Annotated in this window: 19 protein-coding genes and 1 pseudogene; 15 read left to right on the forward strand and 5 right to left on the reverse strand. The window is 67.8% G+C overall.

What is annotated here, in order from left to right:
• Positions 1-56: 56 nt before the first annotated feature.
• From WKW77_RS16730 to WKW77_RS16750, 5 genes are all read left to right on the forward strand, one after another.
• The gene (locus WKW77_RS16730) at positions 57-1,085 is read left to right on the forward strand and encodes an ABC transporter substrate-binding protein (RefSeq protein ID WP_340357974.1); all 1,029 of its coding nucleotides are present in this window, start codon (positions 57-59) and stop codon (positions 1,083-1,085) included.
• Complete coding sequence (locus WKW77_RS16735) at positions 1,085-1,921, forward strand: ABC transporter ATP-binding protein (RefSeq protein ID WP_340357975.1); 837 nt, start codon at positions 1,085-1,087, stop codon at positions 1,919-1,921. Before WKW77_RS16730 ends, WKW77_RS16735 begins: the two co-directional genes overlap by 1 nt.
• Positions 1,922-1,925: 4 nt before the next feature.
• Entirely contained in the window at positions 1,926-2,696 is a 771-nt protein-coding gene (locus WKW77_RS16740) for an ABC transporter permease (RefSeq protein WP_340357976.1), read from the forward strand.
• Positions 2,689-3,171, forward strand: coding sequence for a nucleoside deaminase (locus WKW77_RS16745; RefSeq protein WP_340357977.1), 483 nt, complete (start codon positions 2,689-2,691; stop codon positions 3,169-3,171). Before WKW77_RS16740 ends, WKW77_RS16745 begins: the two co-directional genes overlap by 8 nt.
• Before the next feature lie 68 nt (positions 3,172-3,239).
• Entirely contained in the window at positions 3,240-3,554 is a 315-nt protein-coding gene (locus WKW77_RS16750; RefSeq protein WP_340357978.1) for an EthD family reductase, read from the forward strand.
• Here the strand turns inward: WKW77_RS16750 and WKW77_RS16755 are convergent.
• From WKW77_RS16755 to WKW77_RS16765, 3 genes are all read right to left on the reverse strand, one after another.
• Positions 3,551-4,180, reverse strand: a complete 630-nt coding sequence (locus WKW77_RS16755) for a phosphatase PAP2 family protein (protein WP_340357979.1) — start codon at positions 4,178-4,180, stop codon at positions 3,551-3,553. The genes WKW77_RS16750 and WKW77_RS16755 overlap by 4 nt on opposite strands.
• Positions 4,181-4,280: 100 nt before the next feature.
• The gene (locus tag WKW77_RS16760) at positions 4,281-4,679 is read right to left on the reverse strand and encodes an OsmC family protein (protein ID WP_340357980.1); all 399 of its coding nucleotides are present in this window, start codon (positions 4,677-4,679) and stop codon (positions 4,281-4,283) included.
• 152 nt (positions 4,680-4,831) lie between these two features.
• The gene (locus WKW77_RS16765) at positions 4,832-5,875 is read right to left on the reverse strand and encodes an aromatic ring-hydroxylating dioxygenase subunit alpha (RefSeq protein ID WP_340357981.1); all 1,044 of its coding nucleotides are present in this window, start codon (positions 5,873-5,875) and stop codon (positions 4,832-4,834) included.
• Positions 5,876-6,156: 281 nt separating this feature from the next.
• Between WKW77_RS16765 and WKW77_RS16770 the strand changes: the two genes are divergently transcribed.
• From WKW77_RS16770 to WKW77_RS16805, 8 genes are all read left to right on the forward strand, one after another.
• Positions 6,157-7,185: an ABC transporter substrate-binding protein gene (locus WKW77_RS16770; protein ID WP_340357982.1), complete on the forward strand. Its 1,029-nt coding sequence runs from the start codon at positions 6,157-6,159 to the stop codon at positions 7,183-7,185.
• Positions 7,182-7,703 (forward strand): nucleoside deaminase, encoded by a 522-nt coding sequence (locus WKW77_RS16775; protein WP_340357983.1) that lies wholly within the window; start codon positions 7,182-7,184, stop codon positions 7,701-7,703. Before WKW77_RS16770 ends, WKW77_RS16775 begins: the two co-directional genes overlap by 4 nt.
• Positions 7,704-7,798: 95 nt before the next feature.
• Entirely contained in the window at positions 7,799-8,146 is a 348-nt protein-coding gene (locus WKW77_RS16780) for a winged helix-turn-helix domain-containing protein (RefSeq protein ID WP_340357984.1), read from the forward strand.
• A gap of 205 nt (positions 8,147-8,351) precedes the next feature.
• Positions 8,352-9,029, forward strand: coding sequence for a molybdate ABC transporter permease subunit (gene modB, locus WKW77_RS16785; RefSeq protein ID WP_340357985.1), 678 nt, complete (start codon positions 8,352-8,354; stop codon positions 9,027-9,029).
• Positions 9,030-9,047: 18 nt separating this feature from the next.
• A complete protein-coding gene (gene modA / locus WKW77_RS16790; protein ID WP_340357986.1) occupies positions 9,048-9,809 on the forward strand; it encodes a molybdate ABC transporter substrate-binding protein in 762 nt (253 codons plus the stop codon).
• Positions 9,806-10,579, forward strand: a complete 774-nt coding sequence (locus WKW77_RS16795; RefSeq protein WP_340357987.1) for an ABC transporter ATP-binding protein — start codon at positions 9,806-9,808, stop codon at positions 10,577-10,579. Before modA ends, WKW77_RS16795 begins: the two co-directional genes overlap by 4 nt.
• A gap of 27 nt (positions 10,580-10,606) precedes the next feature.
• Entirely contained in the window at positions 10,607-11,437 is an 831-nt protein-coding gene (locus WKW77_RS16800) for an urease accessory protein UreD (RefSeq protein ID WP_340357988.1), read from the forward strand.
• Positions 11,438-11,459: 22 nt separating this feature from the next.
• A complete protein-coding gene (locus WKW77_RS16805; RefSeq protein WP_340357989.1) occupies positions 11,460-12,905 on the forward strand; it encodes an MFS transporter in 1,446 nt (481 codons plus the stop codon).
• A gap of 1 nt (position 12,906) precedes the next feature.
• Here the strand turns inward: WKW77_RS16805 and WKW77_RS16810 are convergent, their stop codons facing one another.
• Positions 12,907-13,851 carry a VTT domain-containing protein gene (locus tag WKW77_RS16810; protein ID WP_340357990.1) on the reverse strand — a complete coding sequence of 315 codons (945 nt, stop codon included), beginning with the start codon at positions 13,849-13,851 and terminating at the stop codon, positions 12,907-12,909.
• A 206-nt stretch (positions 13,852-14,057) separates the two neighbouring features.
• On the opposite strand from WKW77_RS16810, the gene WKW77_RS16815 reads away from it, so the two are divergent.
• Together WKW77_RS16815 and WKW77_RS16820 are read left to right on the forward strand one after the other, a co-directional pair.
• Positions 14,058-14,651, forward strand: coding sequence for a sigma-70 family RNA polymerase sigma factor (locus WKW77_RS16815; protein ID WP_340357991.1), 594 nt, complete (start codon positions 14,058-14,060; stop codon positions 14,649-14,651).
• Entirely contained in the window at positions 14,638-15,309 is a 672-nt protein-coding gene (locus WKW77_RS16820; RefSeq protein WP_340357992.1) for an anti-sigma factor family protein, read from the forward strand. The genes WKW77_RS16815 and WKW77_RS16820 overlap by 14 nt, the downstream gene beginning before the upstream one ends.
• Positions 15,310-15,339: 30 nt before the next feature.
• On the opposite strand, the pseudogene WKW77_RS16825 reads toward WKW77_RS16820, so the two are convergent.
• Positions 15,340-15,442 (reverse strand): annotated as a pseudogene (locus tag WKW77_RS16825) (IS5/IS1182 family transposase); the annotation flags it as partial.

Consider the following 15,442-nt stretch of genomic DNA (forward strand, 5'->3'; position numbering starts at 1 on the left):
AGTGCGTGCGGGCACCGTTTTTGCTTGAATTCGTTACATCACTGAACGGAACCCGAATGAACAAGCGCCAACTGATCCAGTCCTTCCTCGCCGCATCGGCCCTCAGCTTCGGCCTCGGCACCGCCTACGCGCAGACCACGCCGATCAAGTTCCAGCTCGACTGGCGCTTCGAAGGACCCGGCGCCTTCTTCACCCACCCCGCCGCCAAGGGCTACTTCAAGGCGGCCGGCCTCGACGTGACGGTGGACGCGGGCAACGGCTCGGGCGGCGCGGTCACGCGCGTGGCCTCGGGTGCGTACGACATGGGCTTCGCCGACCTCGCTGCGCTGATGGAATTCCACGCCAACAACCCCGACAGCCCGAACAAGCCGGTCGCGGTGATGATGGTCTACAACAACACGCCGGCGTCGGTCATGACGCTCAAGAAGAGCGGCATCACCAAGCCCACCGACCTCACCGGCAAGAAGCTGGGCGCCCCGGTGTTCGACGCCGGACGCCGCTCGTTCCCGATCTTCGCCAAGGCCAACAACATCGGCGCAGTGACCTGGACCGCGATGGACCCGACCTTGCGCGAAACCATGCTGATGCGCGGCGACATCGACGCGATCACGGGCTTCACCTTCACGTCGCTGCTCAACCTCGAAGCGCGCGGCGCGAAGACCGCCGACGTGGTCATCCTCCCCTACCCCGACTATGGCGTGAAGCTCTACGGCAACGCGATCATCGCCTCGCCCAAGCTGATCAAGGAAAACCCGGCGGCGGTGAAGGCCTTCCTGCAGGCTTTCACCAAGGGTGCGAAGGAAGTCATCGCCAATCCGGCGGTCGCCATCGAATCGATCAAGGCGCGCGACGGCATCGTCAACAGCGAGCTCGAAACCCGCCGCCTGAAGCTCGCGATCGACACCGTGGTCAACACGCCCGACGCGCGTGCCGAGGGCTTCGGCCAGGTCAACGCCGGCCGTCTCTCGCTGATGGCCTCGCAGGTGTCCGACGCCTTCGGCACGAAGACGCGCGTGAACCCGGATGCGGTGTGGAACGGCTCGATGCTCCCGACCACGGCCGAACTGAACATCCTTCGCAAGTAATGCAGGAGCCGGACAACACGCCCTTCGTCGATTTCCAGGACGTCTGGCTCGCCTACAACGAAGAATTGCTGCGAGCGAATCACTTCGCGGTCGAGGCCATCGACCTCCAGGTGAAGCGCGGCGAGTTCATCGCGATCGTCGGGCCTTCGGGCTGCGGCAAGTCGACCTTCATGAAGCTCACGACGGGCCTCAAGATGCCGTCGATGGGCAAGATCCGCATCGACGGCGCTCCGGTCACCGGACCGCTGAAGATCTCGGGCATGGCCTTCCAGGCGCCGTCGCTGCTGCCGTGGCGCACCACCGTCGACAACGTGCTGCTGCCGCTGGAGATCGTCGAGCCCTACCGCTCCACCTTCAAGGCGAAGCGCAAGGAATACGTCGAACGCGCACGCCGCCTGTTGCAGAAGGTCGGCCTCGGCGGCTACGAGGACAAGTTCCCGTGGCAGCTCTCCGGCGGCATGCAGCAGCGCGCGAGCATCTGCCGCGCGCTCATCCACGAGCCGAAGATGCTGCTGCTCGACGAACCCTTCGGCGCGCTCGATGCCTTCACGCGCGAGGAGCTCTGGTGCATCCTGCGCGACCTGTGGACCGAGCAGCAATTCAACGTGATCCTGGTCACGCACGACCTGCGCGAATCGGTGTTCCTGGCCGACACGGTGTACGTGATGAGCAAGAGCCCCGGCCGCTTCGTCGTCAAGCGCGAGATCGACCTTCCGCGCCCGCGCGAACTCGAACTGACCTACACCAAGGAGTTCACCGACATCGTGCTCGAACTGCGCAGCCACATCGGGGCGATCCGCAGCGCCAGCCCGACAGCCACCGCGATTCCTCAGTAGTCACATGAAGAACAAGAAGCAAATCGAACGCTGGTCACCGTGGCTGCTGCTGGTCGCCGTCATCGTGCTGTGGCAGATCCTCTGCTCGGCCTTCGGCGTGTCGGAGTTCATCTTTCCGAGCCCGTGGCGCATCTGGACGCAGTTCTGGGAATTCAAGGACGTCATCGCCGGCCATGCCTGGCGCACCTTCTGGGTCACGATGGCGGGCTTCGGCATCGCGATCGTGGTGGGCGTGCTGCTGGGCTTCGTGATCGGCAGCTCCCGCGTGGCCTACGCGGCGGTGTATCCGCTGATGACCGCCTTCAACGCATTGCCCAAGGCGGCCTTCGTGCCTATCCTCGTGGTCTGGTTCGGCATCGGCATCGGGCCGGCGATCCTCACGGCCTTCCTCATCAGCTTCTTCCCGATCATGGTCAACATCGCGACCGGCCTCGCAACGCTCGAACCCGAGCTCGAAGACGTGCTGCGCGTGCTCGGCGCCAAGCGCTGGGACGTGCTGGTGAAGATCGGCCTGCCGCGTTCGCTGCCGTACTTCTACGGCTCGCTCAAAGTCGCGATCACGCTGGCCTTCGTCGGCACCACGGTGTCGGAGATGACCGCAGCCAACGAGGGCATCGGCTACCTGCTGATCTCCGCGGGCTCGTCGATGCAGATGGGCCTCGCCTTCGCGGGCCTCATGGTGGTCGGCGCCATGGCGATGCTGATGTACGAGCTCTTCAGCGCAGTCGAGAAGCACACCACCGCGTGGGCGCACCGGGGCTCGCAAGGTGAATGACGAGCAGAAGCTGAAGGCGCTGCGCCGCGCCAACGAAGTCGCGCGGCGCGCGATGGCGATGGGCCGCCATCCCTTCGGCGCGGTGCTGGTCGCGCCGGACGGCGACACCGTGCTGGCCGAGCAGGGCAACATCGACACGGTGCATCACGCCGAGGCCACGCTCGCGCGCACCGCGTCGCTGAACTACCCGGCCGACTACCTCGCGCAGTGCACGCTGGTCACCACCTTCGAGCCCTGCGCGATGTGCGCGGGCACGATCTACTGGGCCAACATCGGGCGCGTGGTCTACGGCGCCGAGGAGGCCGCGCTGCTTGCGCTCACCGGCGACCATCCCGAGAACCCGACGCTCTCGTTGCCCTGCCGCGAGGTGTTCGCACGCGGCCAGAAGAACATCGAGGTCGTCGGCCCGGTCGCGGAAGTCGCCGAAGAAATGATCGCGACGCACCGCGGCTTCTGGGAAGCGCGCGGCCGCTGAGTCCGCCGCGCCTTGTCCGCGGCGGCGCCTTCTCCTATGCTCGTGCGCTTGCCAACAGGAGACGCAACATGATCAAAGTCAGCGTGATGTACCCGCACACGCCCGGGTCCCGCTTCGACCACGACTATTACCGCGATTCGCACATGCCCCTGCTCAAGCGGCTGATGGGGGATGCGTGCAAGTCCTACACCATCGACAAGGGCCTGGGCGGCGGCGCACCGGGTGCGCCACCGGTGTATGTCGGCATGTGCCATGTCTTCTGCGACTCGGTCGAGGCCTTCCAGGCCGCGTTCGGACCGCACGCCAAGGAAATCCTCGGCGACGTCGCGAACTACACCGATATCAAGCCCGTCATGCAGATCAGCGAGGTGGTGGTCGGCTAGAACTTCGTGGAGTAGCCGACGGTCAGTCCGTGCGGAAGAATCCCGACGAAGAAGGGCGTCTCGTACTGGGTGGCGAAGTAGCCAGTGGCAGTGCCGAGCGCCCAGCCGGCGAGCACGTCGGTCTGCCAGTGCGCCTGTGCTTTCATGCGGGCCATGCCGTCGTAAATCGGCAGAAGCTCCAGCGCCCAGACCCATGGATTGCGGTCGGCGTAATTGACAATGATGGGTGTCACGAAGCTGGCCTGCAGCGCCACCTCGCCGCTCGGGAAGCTGTTGTGTCCGCGCCCCTTGAACCAGGCATCGGGACCCTCGCCGCTGATCGGCCGGGACCGGCCCGTCGTCTCCTTGAGCACCTGCGCAGCCACCGCGGATGCGACCGATGCGTCGATCGTCTGCCACAGCGTATGTCCGAACTCGTCGTCGTTGCCGAGCCACACGGCGCCCGCCACCTCGAAGACGACGACGCCGTACATCAGGGCCTCCTGGTGGCTGCGCGACCAGATCCCGCTCTGGTCGTACTTCAGCACGCTGTCGATGCCAAGCGGGCCGCCGCCCGCATGGGCGCCGAGCACGACGATCCCGAGCACCAAGGCACCGAAGAGTTGGCGGAGGCGTCGAGCCAGCATGACGAAACCGTAAGCCGCCGCGCTGAGCGGAGGCTGAACGCCATTTGAAACAACGGTATCTCTCTATCGCTGAGCCGCCGCGCGACCGCGGATCACCGCCTCAAACCAGCTTCGTCTCGATCTCGGTCTTCACCTCGGTCATCAGCTTGTGCAGCGGGCACTTGCCCGCCACGCGCAACAGCTCTTCACGCTGTTCTTCGCTGAGGTTGCCGGTCAGGCGCAACCAGGTGCCGAGCCGGTAGGTGCCCTTGCGCTCCTCGCTGTCGTCGCGGTCGACCACGACTTCGATCTCTTCCACCGGGATGCCCTTGCGCCGGGCATAGACCAGGACGGTGAGCGCCTTGCACGCGCCGAGCGAAGCGTCGTAGAGGTCATGCGGCTGCGGCCCGGCGTCGTTGCCGCCGGCCGCCACGGCCGCGTCGACCGGAATCTCGTGGGCGCGAATGCGGACCGTATGCCGCGTACCGCTGACGTCGTCGCGGCGAACCGTGATGCTCATGCTATCTCCTGAGGATGGCCCACGATACTAGCGCCGCACCAGCAGCGGCCCCGGTCCAATTCAGGAACCCCGCGGAACCGGCTTTGCCGGGCCGCCGGGGTTGCCCCCTGAAAGGGGGTGCCCGAGCCACACGAAGTGGGCGAGGCTGGGGGTCAGCGGTGCACTTCACTCTCGCCGTGCTTCGCGAGCAGTTGCATCAGATGCTTGCGGATCAGCATGCCGGGCCGGTCCGACTCCATCGAGTACTCCACGCCGCGCCGGCGCGTGTCGACCAGCGCATCGGGGTCGGTCGATTCGAGGATGTCCTTGTCTTCGCGCGTGATCTCCTCGTCGAAGTCGATCAGCATCTGCGCCGCGCAATCGGCCTCGGCGTCGTTGCGGAAGAGCCATTGGCACAACTGGATGCGGCCATCGTCGATCGGCGTGAAGCAGTTGATGATGATGTGGCGGATGCCCGAGGGGTATTCGATGTCGAGGCGGCGCGAGAACGGCAGGAAGTAGGCATTGCGCATGTGGCGCGTGGTGATCGGATCCTTGACGCCGCTGATCGCATGGAACTTGGCGGGGTTCACCGCCTCGATGACGGTCTCGGCATGGAAGCCCGACTCGTTCTCGATCAGCTCGTACTTGCTCGGCTTGGGACTCGCGGCCACGCCGAAGGTCGCGCGATGCACGAAGCTGAAGTGCGAGTTGTCGAACGAATTCTCCAGCGCGCGCATCGGGCTGGTCTGCCACGTTTCATAGAACTGGTGAATGGTGCGAAACGCCGGATCGTCGTACTCGGGAACGGCCGGGATGTCCGCGGTCGGATCTTCCAGCGCCACCCACGCATAGCCGTAGCGCGCGGTGCAGTGGTAGGCCGTGGTCCTGTATTCCGGCGAAATCTTGCGGTCCGGTTCGTACTGCGGGATGCGGATCACCTGGCCGCCGCGGTCATAGGTCCAGCCGTGGTAGCCGCACTGGATCGCGCCCTGGCCGCAGGCCTTGCCCTCGGCATCCACGCACCAGCCCTTCGAGAGCCTTGCGGTGCGATGGCAGCAGCGATCGCGCAGCGCGGCCGGCTCGCCGTCGGCATCGAGGAACAGGACGATGTTCTCGCCGAGCAGCGTGAAGGGCTTGGGCCCCTGCTGCAGATCGGCCAGCGGCATGACGGCATGCCAGAACTTGCGGAAGACGGGTTGCTGCGTGACGAGCATGAGAAAGACTCCTTCGGGTGTGCGTGGGGACGACCATGAAAGAGCAATTTCCCGCCGCGGACCGGGCCGGGGCTGAACGCTTCTACTCTGTGCAGAGAGTCATGCAAGTAGCGCGCCCGATGGCGCTGGCATGCCTTCTGCATCACGCAGCTGAAGAGTAGAAGCGTTCAGCAGCGCACGCACGCCACTGTGCGCCGCCCGGAAATTGCTCTTGAGGCGCCTCGCCGTGACCATGTGCGCGGCGGGCGCCCAGGACCCACGAACTTTCCGGAGATTTCCTCATGCAACGCCGTTCCTTCATCGCATCCGTCGCGGCCGGTGCCGCCGCATTCGGCGCACCCAGCGTCTTCGCCCAGGGCACGAAGCTCACGCCGCTCAAGTTCACGCTCGACTTCCGCATCAACGGGCAGACCGCGCCCTTCTTCCTTGCGGAGAGCAAGGGCTACTACAAGGACGAAGGCCTCGACGTGACGATCGACACCGGCGCCGGCTCGGTGGCCTCGATCACGCGCATCGCGAGCGGCGTCTATCAGCTCGGCCTCGGCGACATCAGCTCGCTCGTCGAGTTCAATGCGCAGAACCCCGGCACCCCGGTGGTGCAGGCGGTCTACCAGTACTACAACCGCGCACCATTCGTGATCATCGGCCGCAAGGACCGCGGCATCACCGGCGACTTCCGGAGCCTGCAGGGCAAGAAGGTCGCCGCGGCCGCGGTCGAATCCACCCGCCGCGCTTGGCCGATGGTGGCGCGCAAGAAGGGCATGAAGAGCGATGCCTTCCAGTGGCAGACCACCGACTTCAGCGCACGCGACAACGTGATGGTGCGCGGCGACGTCGATGCCGCGACCTACTTCCACGACTCGGCGGTGTCGCTCTTCGCACGCATGAAGATCGATGAACTGTCGGTCCTCAAGTATTCGGACGCCGGCGTGAACCTCTACGGCAACGCGATCCTCGCGAGCAGCAACCTGATCGCGCAGAACCCGAAGGCGGTGGCCGCCTTCCTGCGCGCGACCAACCGGGCGATCGTGGAGACCTTCGCGAACCCGGCGCCCAGCATTGCCGCGATGCGGCAGCGCGAGCCGATCCTCGATGCGAAGGTGGAACTCGACCGATGGGCGATCACGGCCCAGTACGTCGGCGCGGAGGACACCCGCGCGCACGGCCTCGGCGACATCCGCAAGCTCACGCTGGAGCAGCAGGTGGACGAAGTCGCCGATGTGTTCGCCCTGAAAGTCAGACCCTCGGCCGATGCCGTTTTCAACAGCTCGATGCTGCCGCCCCGCGCAGAACGTAGCATCAAGGCATGACAGCCCTCCCTTTCGACTTCTTTCCGGCCGAAACCCACCTCGACGAACGCGACGGACGCTATTTGCGCAAGGCCATCGTCTGGTCGCATGCCGCCCGGCGACGAGGCAATCGCCCCTTCGGCGCGGTGATCGTGTCCGCAGCCGGCGAGGTGCTGGCGGAGGCCTACTGCAACACGGCCGAGACGGGCGATGTCACGGGCCATGCCGAGACCAATGCGGTGCGCATGCTCGCCGAGCGAAAGCTCGCGCGCGAGGAGCTCGCCGGCGCGACGATCTATTCGTCCGGCGAGCCCTGCGTGATGTGCGCGGGCGCGATCTTCTGGGCCAACATCGGCCGCGTGGTGTTCGGCATCGACGCCGAGCGGCTGCGGGTGTTCCGCGGCGAACGCGGCGACCAGCGCGACGCGGAGCTGTCATGCCGCGATGTGTTTCGCGCATCGCCGCATCCGATCGAGTGCATCGGCCCCGCACTGGTCGACGAAGCCGCCGCGGCGCATGTCGGTGCCTGGAAGACCTGAGTGCTCGGCGCGGGGGTTCGCCCGATGTATTCGCTCCGACATCACGCTATCGCACGTCACGGAGCCCGGCCGCCGGATCGTTTAATCTCCGCGCCATGAAATCCAAAGTGCAGTTCCGCCTGCGCATCTACCGCGACGAGAGCATTGCCATCGGTCCCGGAAAGATCGCGCTGCTCGAAGCCATCGCGGAGACCGGCTCGATCTCCGCCGCCGGCCGGCAGCTCGGCATGTCGTACCGCCGCGCGTGGATGCTGATCGACGAGATGAACCGCGCGCTCAGCGCACCGGCGGTCAGCACCGCCGCCGGCGGCACGCACGGCGGCGGCAGTGCGCTGACACCGGTCGGCGAGCAGATCGTGCGCCACTACCGCGCCATCGAGAGCACCGCACGCGTCGCGGCGGCGGCGGACATCACCGCGCTGACGCGGCTGCTTGCACCATGACCCACGACATGCCCGAGCAATCCGCCGACCGCAGGGCCTGATCCATCAATGCGGCGATGCCGTTTCGCCGCTGTATCTTCGTGTATATGAAGATTGTAGCTGTGCAAGCGGCGCACTCACTTTCTCCCTTCTGCGAGGCCTGGAAGTTGGCAATGCGAGACGCCGACTTTTTCATGTGTAACAATACCGTCATTCCCTCAAGTGCATGACGCTCGCCTTCCTTTCCTCGATGGACTGGTCACCGCTGGTGCTCTCGGTCAAGGTCGCGACCTTTGCGACGCTGCTCGCACTGGCGGCCGGCGTCATGCTGGGCTGGCTCTTCGCGCGCCGGCCGTTTCCGGGCTCCCCGGTGCTCGAATCGCTTTTCATGCTGCCGCTGGTGCTGCCGCCCACGGTGATCGGCTATGCGATCCTCGTCGCAGCCGGCCGGCGCAGCCCGCTCGGCGCGTGGCTGCGCGAGCATTTCGACTACACCATCATCTTCAGCTGGCACGGCGCGGTGGTGGCCTCGGCGGTAGTGGCGCTGCCGCTCGTGCTCAAGTCCGCCAGCGCCGCCTTCGAGCATGTGGACCGCTCGCTCGAAGCCGCGGCGAGCACGCTGCGCCAGTCGCCACTGTCCGTCTTCCTGCGCGTGACGCTGCCGCTCGCGTGGCCGGGCATCCTCGCGGGCACGCTGCTGGCCTTCGCACGCGCCATGGGTGAATTCGGCGCGTCGCTGATGGTCGCGGGCTCGATCCCCAGGCAGACGCAGACCCTGTCCATGGCCATCTATGACGCCGCGCAGGCCGGCAACGACGATCTTGCGCTGGTGCTGGTGGTCGTCACGTCGCTGCTCTCGATCACCGTGCTGGTTCTGTCGAACCGGTTCTTCTCACTCCGCTGACGTCCAGGAGCCTCTTCAATGCGCCCGTCCTGCCTCGCCTCCCGCCTTGCCTGCGTCGTTCTCGCCCTCGCCCTGCCGGTCGGCGCGATGGCGCAGCAGCTCACGGTGTCGGCCGCGGCGAGCCTGACGGATGCCTTCAAGGAGATCGGCACCCGGTTCGAGGCGAGCAAGCCGGGCGCGACCGTGCGCTTCAACTTCGCCGCCTCGGGCGTGCTGCTGCAGCAGATCAGCCAGGGCGCACCGGTGGACGTCTTCGCCAGCGCCGACCAGGAAACCATGGACCGCGCGGTGAACCAGAAGCTGATCGACACCGCGACACGCAAGGACTTCGCGACCAACAGCCTCGTGCTCATCGAACCCGCCCAGGGCGGCGCCGGCATCAAGACGCTGCAGGATCTCACCGGCCCCGGCGTGAAGAAGATCGCAGTGGGCAAGACCGCGACCGTGCCCGTGGGCCGCTATACGCGCGAGGCGCTGGAGGCCGCGAAGCTCTGGGGCCCGCTCGAGCCCCGCTTCGTGCAGGCCGACAGCGTTCGCCAAGTGCTCGACTACGTGAGCCGGGGTGAAGCGGAAGCCGGCTTCGTGTACCGTACCGATGCCGCCGTCATGGGCGACAAGGTGCGCGTGGTGCTCACGGCGACCGGCCACACGCCCGTGTCCTATCCGATCGCCGTCACGGCCGAGAGCAAGGAGAAGGCGTTGGCGAAGGATTTCATCGCGTTCCTTTCGACGGAGCAGGCGCAGGCGGTGCTGATGCGCTTCGGCTTCGGCAAGCCGTGATCGACGTCGACCTGCAACTGACTGTCGCCGACGGCACGCGCCGCTTCGATCTCGCGGCCCGCTTCGCCACGAACGTTCCCTTCGCCGCGCTCTATGGGCCCTCCGGCGCCGGCAAATCGCTGACCTTCCAGGCCATCGCCGGGCTGCTGCATCCCTCGCGCGGGCACGTGCGGCTCGACGGCCGGACGCTGTTCGACTCGGCGAAAGGCATCGACGTGCCCGCGGCCGAGCGTCGCATCGGCTACCTGTTCCAGAACTACGCGCTGTTTCCGCATCTCTCGGTGCGCGAGAACGTCGCCTTCGGACTCACCTCCTGGCGCAAGCGACGCCTTTCGCCGGAAGATGCTGCGCAGGTCGACGCCCTGCTGCGCAGCTTCGATCTCACCGCCATGGCCGACAGCCGGCCGCGCACCCTGTCGGGCGGACAGCAGCAGCGCGTGGCGCTCGCCCGCGCGCTCGCCTGCCGTCCGCAGGTGCTGCTGCTGGACGAGCCCTTCGCGGCGCTCAATCCGATGCTGCGCAGCGCCGTGCGGCAGGACCTCGCGGCGATGCAGCGCGAATGGGGCATTCCGGTGCTGATGATCACGCACGATATCGACGACGTGCTCGACCTTGCGGATGTCGCTTTCGTCTACGAGGCCGGGCAAGTGGCCCGCGAAGTCGACCTGCGCGCGGGCACGAGCCGCTCTCTGATGGCGCAGAAGCTCGGCGTGCCCGCGCGCGACGAAACACCCGAACGCAATCGGCTGCGCCGCCTGCTCCACGGCTGAGCGAGGCGAATTCCCTACACTCGACGCATGCCCTGGCACGCGCAACTCGACCTCGACTACCGTCCCGAACAACAACGCAGCATTGCGCGATTCCGCCACGACGGGCCGTTGCGCATTCTCCAGAGCCTGTATCCCGAGGGCGACGCGATATGCCACAACGTGCTGGTCCACCCGCCGGGCGGGCTGGTGGGCGGCGACACGCTGGACATCCGCGTGCGCGCCGCGTCGGGAAGCCATGGGCTGATCACGACACCGGGCGCGAGCCGCTTCTACCGCTCCGAGGGCGAACTCGCGCAGCAGCGCACCGAGCTCACGCTCGAGCCCGGCGCGCGCCTCGAATGGCTGCCGCTCGAAGCCATCTGCTACAGCGGCTGCCGCGCCGAGAACGGGCTCACCCTGCGCGTGGCGCCGGGCGCCGAACTCATCGGCTGGGACGTGACGGCGCTCGGCCTGCCCAATGCAGGCAAGCCCTTCGAGCAGGGCACGCTGCAGCAGCACATCGAGGCGCCGGGCGTCTGGCTGGAACGCGGACGCATCGACGCGAGCGACCTGCGGCTGCTGCAGAGTCCGCTCGGCTTCGCAGGGCATCGCTGCATCGCGTCGATCTTCTTTATCGCGGGCTCGCCGATCGCGCGCGAGCGGCGCGAGGCCGCGCTCGACGCGGCGCGCTCGCTCATCGAGCGCCATTCGCTCCAGGAAAGCGCCGGCGTCACCAGCCCCCACGCCGAGGTCATCGTGCTGCGCGCGCTCGCGCCGTTGGTCGAGCCGGCGATGCAGTTGCTGCGACAGGTCTGGCGAGCGTGGCGCGGCGAACTCTGGAAGCTCCCGGGCCAGCCACCGCGCATCTGGGCGATGTAGCCGGGCAACGGACGGAGCCGACATGCGCATCGAACGAAGCGACATCCCGGCCCGTCTCGACCGCCTGCCCTGGTCGCGCTGGCATTGGCGCGTGGTCATCGCGCTGGGCGTGGCCTGGGTGCTCGACGGGCTGGAGGTCACGCTGGTCGGCTCGCTCGGCGGCGTGCTGGAGCGGCCCGACACGCTGGCCCTGAGCGCGACGCAGATCGGCTGGTCGGGGTCGCTCTATATCGGCGGGGCTGTGATCGGCGCACTGGTCTTCGGCCGGCTGGCGGACCGGCTGGGCCGCAAGCGGCTCTTCCTGCTGACGCTCGCGGTGTACGCGGCCGCGACGCTCGCGACCGCGCTGTCGACCGGGTTCGCGTTCTTCGCCTGCTGCCGCTTCGCGACCGGGCTGGGCATCGGCGGCGAGTACGCGGCGATCAACTCCGCGATCGACGAGCTGATCCCGGCGCGCGTGCGCGGGCGGGTCAACCTCGCGATCAACGGCAGCTTCTGGGTGGGCGCGGCGCTCGGCGCGGGGGTGAGCCTGTGGCTGCTCGATCCGCGCGTGCTGGGGCCGGTGACCGGCTGGCGCGTGGGCTTCGCGCTGGGCGCGGTGCTCGCGCTGGCGATCCTGCTGGTGCGGCGCGATGTGCCGGAAAGCCCGCGCTGGCTCATCGCGCACGGCCGCGCGGAGGAAGCCGAAGGCATCGTGCGCCGCATCGAGGAACAGGTGACGGCGCAGCACGGCCCGCTGCCGGCAGCCGTCGGCCATGTGGCCTTCGGCGGCCGCGCAGAGCCCGGCTGGCGCGAAGTGGTTCACGTGCTGCTGCGGCGCTATCCGAAGCGCAGCATGGTCGCGCTGGCGTTGATGATCTCGCAGGCCTTCTTCTACAACGCGATCTTCTTCACCTATGCGCTGGTGCTCACGCGGTTCCACGCCGTGCCCGAAGGCCGGGTGGCGCTTTACATCTTTCCGTTCGCGCTCGGCAATGTGCTCGGGCCGCTCATTCTCGGACCGCTGTTCGACCACGTCGGGCGGCGGCGGATGATCGCTCTGACCTACGTGTGCTCGGGCATCGGGCTCGGGCTGACGGGTTGGGCCTTCATGCAGGGCCTCCTCGATGCGCGCAGCCAGGCCCTGTGCTGGTCGGCCGTGTTCTTCCTGGCGTCGGCGGCGGCGAGTTCGGCCTATCTCACCGTGAGCGAGGTCTTCCCGCTGGAGATGCGCGCGATCGCGATCTCGATCTTCTATGCGGTGGGCACCGGCGCCGGCGGGTTCGCGGCGCCTGCTCTGTTCGGGGCGCTGATCGAGACCGGCGACCGCGGCGCGGTGGCGATCGGCTATGCGATCGGCGCGGTGCTGGTCATCGTGGCCGGATCGATCGCGTGGCGCTGGGCGGTGGATGCGGAGCGCAAGCCGCTCGAGGAGATCGCGCCGCCGCTCGGTTCGGCGCCGCGCGATGCGCCTGTGCCGCGCCGGTGATTCAGGCCGTGTGGGTCGGATGCCCGGCCTCGACCCAGGCCTCGAGTCCGCCCGCGAGCGGCCGCGCGCGCTTGATGCCGCGCGATGCCAGCGCCTGCGCGCCCAGCGCGGCCGACACCTCGTTCGGGCAACTGCAATAGAGCACGACCTCGCGGCCGGCGCCGTCGAACGGCAGTGCGACGCGCCGCTGCTGGATGTCCTTGAGCGCGATCGGCAGCGCGCCGGGAATGCGCCGCGGATCGACCTGCACGCCCGCCTCGCCGCGCACGTCGATGACGATCGGCGGCGGCTCGCCATCCATCATCGTCATCAGTTCGCCGACCGTCACGCGCGGCATGCCGGTCAGGCGCAGGAAGGTTCGACGCCGCCAGTAACGCACCGCGAGCATCGCGGCGAGCACGACGACAAGCGCCACGATCGCGATGCCACCGGCCTGCGACATGGCATCGAGCACCGCCTGGATCTCGTCGCGGAAGATCCAGCCGAGCCCGAGGAAAACACCGGTCCACAGCAGGGCCGCGGCCGTGTCGAACGCCACGAAACGCCACGACGACATGCCCAGCGCACCCGCCATCGGCGGCGCGATCACCGACACGCCCGGCACGAACTTCGCCAGCACCAGCGACATCCCGCCCCATCGACCGATCAGCGTCTCGCTGCGGCGCACGCAGGAATCCGGCGACATGGAGATCTTGCAGAGGAGACGCATGAACCGGTAGCCGTAGAGCCGCCCCGCATAGAACCAGACGGCGTCGCCGAGCAGGTTCGCGATCCACGACGCGGCCACCATCGCCACCAGCAGCAACGGCTGGGCGATCGCCGCCAGTGCGCCCGCCACCACGAGCAGCGGCGATGCCGGCACGGGGAGCCCGACGCGCGCGCAGAAGGTGGCCACGAACACGACCGCGACGGCGTGCTCCACGAGCAGCAGGCTCAACTGCTCCACGCGAGGCTCCCGGCGGGCAAGGGTCGAACGACGGGCGGCATCGGCATGGCGGCTGGGCTCTGGCTGTTGGCGTGGCCAGAGCGTAGCGCCTTCCGGCGCGCGCGTGGCGCCCGGTCGGGGCGGATAGGAACAGAATCGCGCTGTGCATGACGACGGCCGGCCGCCTGTTCCCGCCGTCCGGGAATAAATCACCGAGGCGCCCCGTCATGCAGGGAAAGACTGTGTTGAACGACCGCACCCGCCGATTCGAGACCGCGGCCCTGCCGCACCTGCACGCCGCCTACAACCTGGCGCGCTGGCTGCTGCGCGACGACCGGCAGGCCGAGGACGCGGTGCAGGAGGCCTTTTTGCGCGCGTTCCGATTCTTCGATGACCTTCGCGGCGGCGATGCGCGACCGTGGCTGCTCGGGATCGTGCGCAACGCCTGCTACGACGCGATGCGCCAGTCCCGCCATCTGGCGGACCAGGTGGAATTCGACGAGTTCCGCGATGTCGGCGCCGAGGACGCCGGCATCGGCGCGGCCCCACGCGACGGCGGGGACCCTGCCGCCGCGTGGGAGCAGCGCGCCCTGGGCCAGCGCATCGACGCGGCCATCGAGGCGCTCGCGCCGCCGTTCCGCGAGGTCATCGTGCTGCGCGAGATCGAAGACATGTCGTACGAGGAGATCGCACGCATCGCCGGCATCCCGGTGGGGACGGTGATGTCGCGCCTCTCGCGCGCCCGCGCGCTGCTGCGCAATGCGCTTCAGGAGGAAGCGCCGCCCCACAAACCAGGAGCCCATCGCGATGCAACCCAATGAAAGGGACGACCTCGGCAGGCTGATCCGGCAGGAGGCGACGCGTCATGCGCCGCCGCCCGCGCTCGCCGAGCGCATCCGGGCGGGACTGCAGAACGCCAATGGCGCGCCGGCGCGCGTGCCGCCGCGGCCGAGGGCGCGTCCAGGCTGGCTGCAGGCCATCGCCCTGTTCGGCGCGGGCGCGGCCACGGCCTGGGGGCTCTCCTTTGCACTGCTGCTGGGACCGGCCGGCTACGCCATCGGCGATGCAGTCGCCGACAGCCACGTCCGGTCGCTGATGGCCGAGCACCTGACGGACGTGGCCTCATCGGACCATCACACCGTCAAGCCGTGGTTTGCCGGCAAGCTCGATTTCTCGCCGTCGGTGGTCGATCTGGCGGCCGAGGGCCATCCGCTGATCGGCGCCCGGCTCGACTACATCGAAGGGCAGCCGGTGGCTGCGCTGGTCTACCGGTCAGGGCAGCATGTCGTGAACCTCTTCATCTGGCCGGATTCGCGCGACGGCGCGTCCGCCCCGCAAGTGCTGGCGCGGCGTGGTTACAACATGGTTCGCTGGACCGAAGGCGGAATGCAGGTCTGGGCGGTGTCCGACATGAACGCCACCGAACTGCAAGCCTTCGCCAAGCTCGCACGGTCACAAATGGCCGCCACGCCCCCGTAAATCAGAAACACCGTGGAACCGGCTTAGAACTTATCCGTAAATTATGTTGACGTCGGCAGATACCTTGCGAAAGGCGATGATGGCGGCGGCGAGGTGGTTGAGCGCAACGAAGCTGCGCTCGAGTTTCTCGTAG

Source organism: Variovorax ureilyticus (assembly GCF_037889935.1).
In the GTDB taxonomy this organism is placed as follows: domain Bacteria; phylum Pseudomonadota; class Gammaproteobacteria; order Burkholderiales; family Burkholderiaceae_C; genus Variovorax; species Variovorax ureilyticus.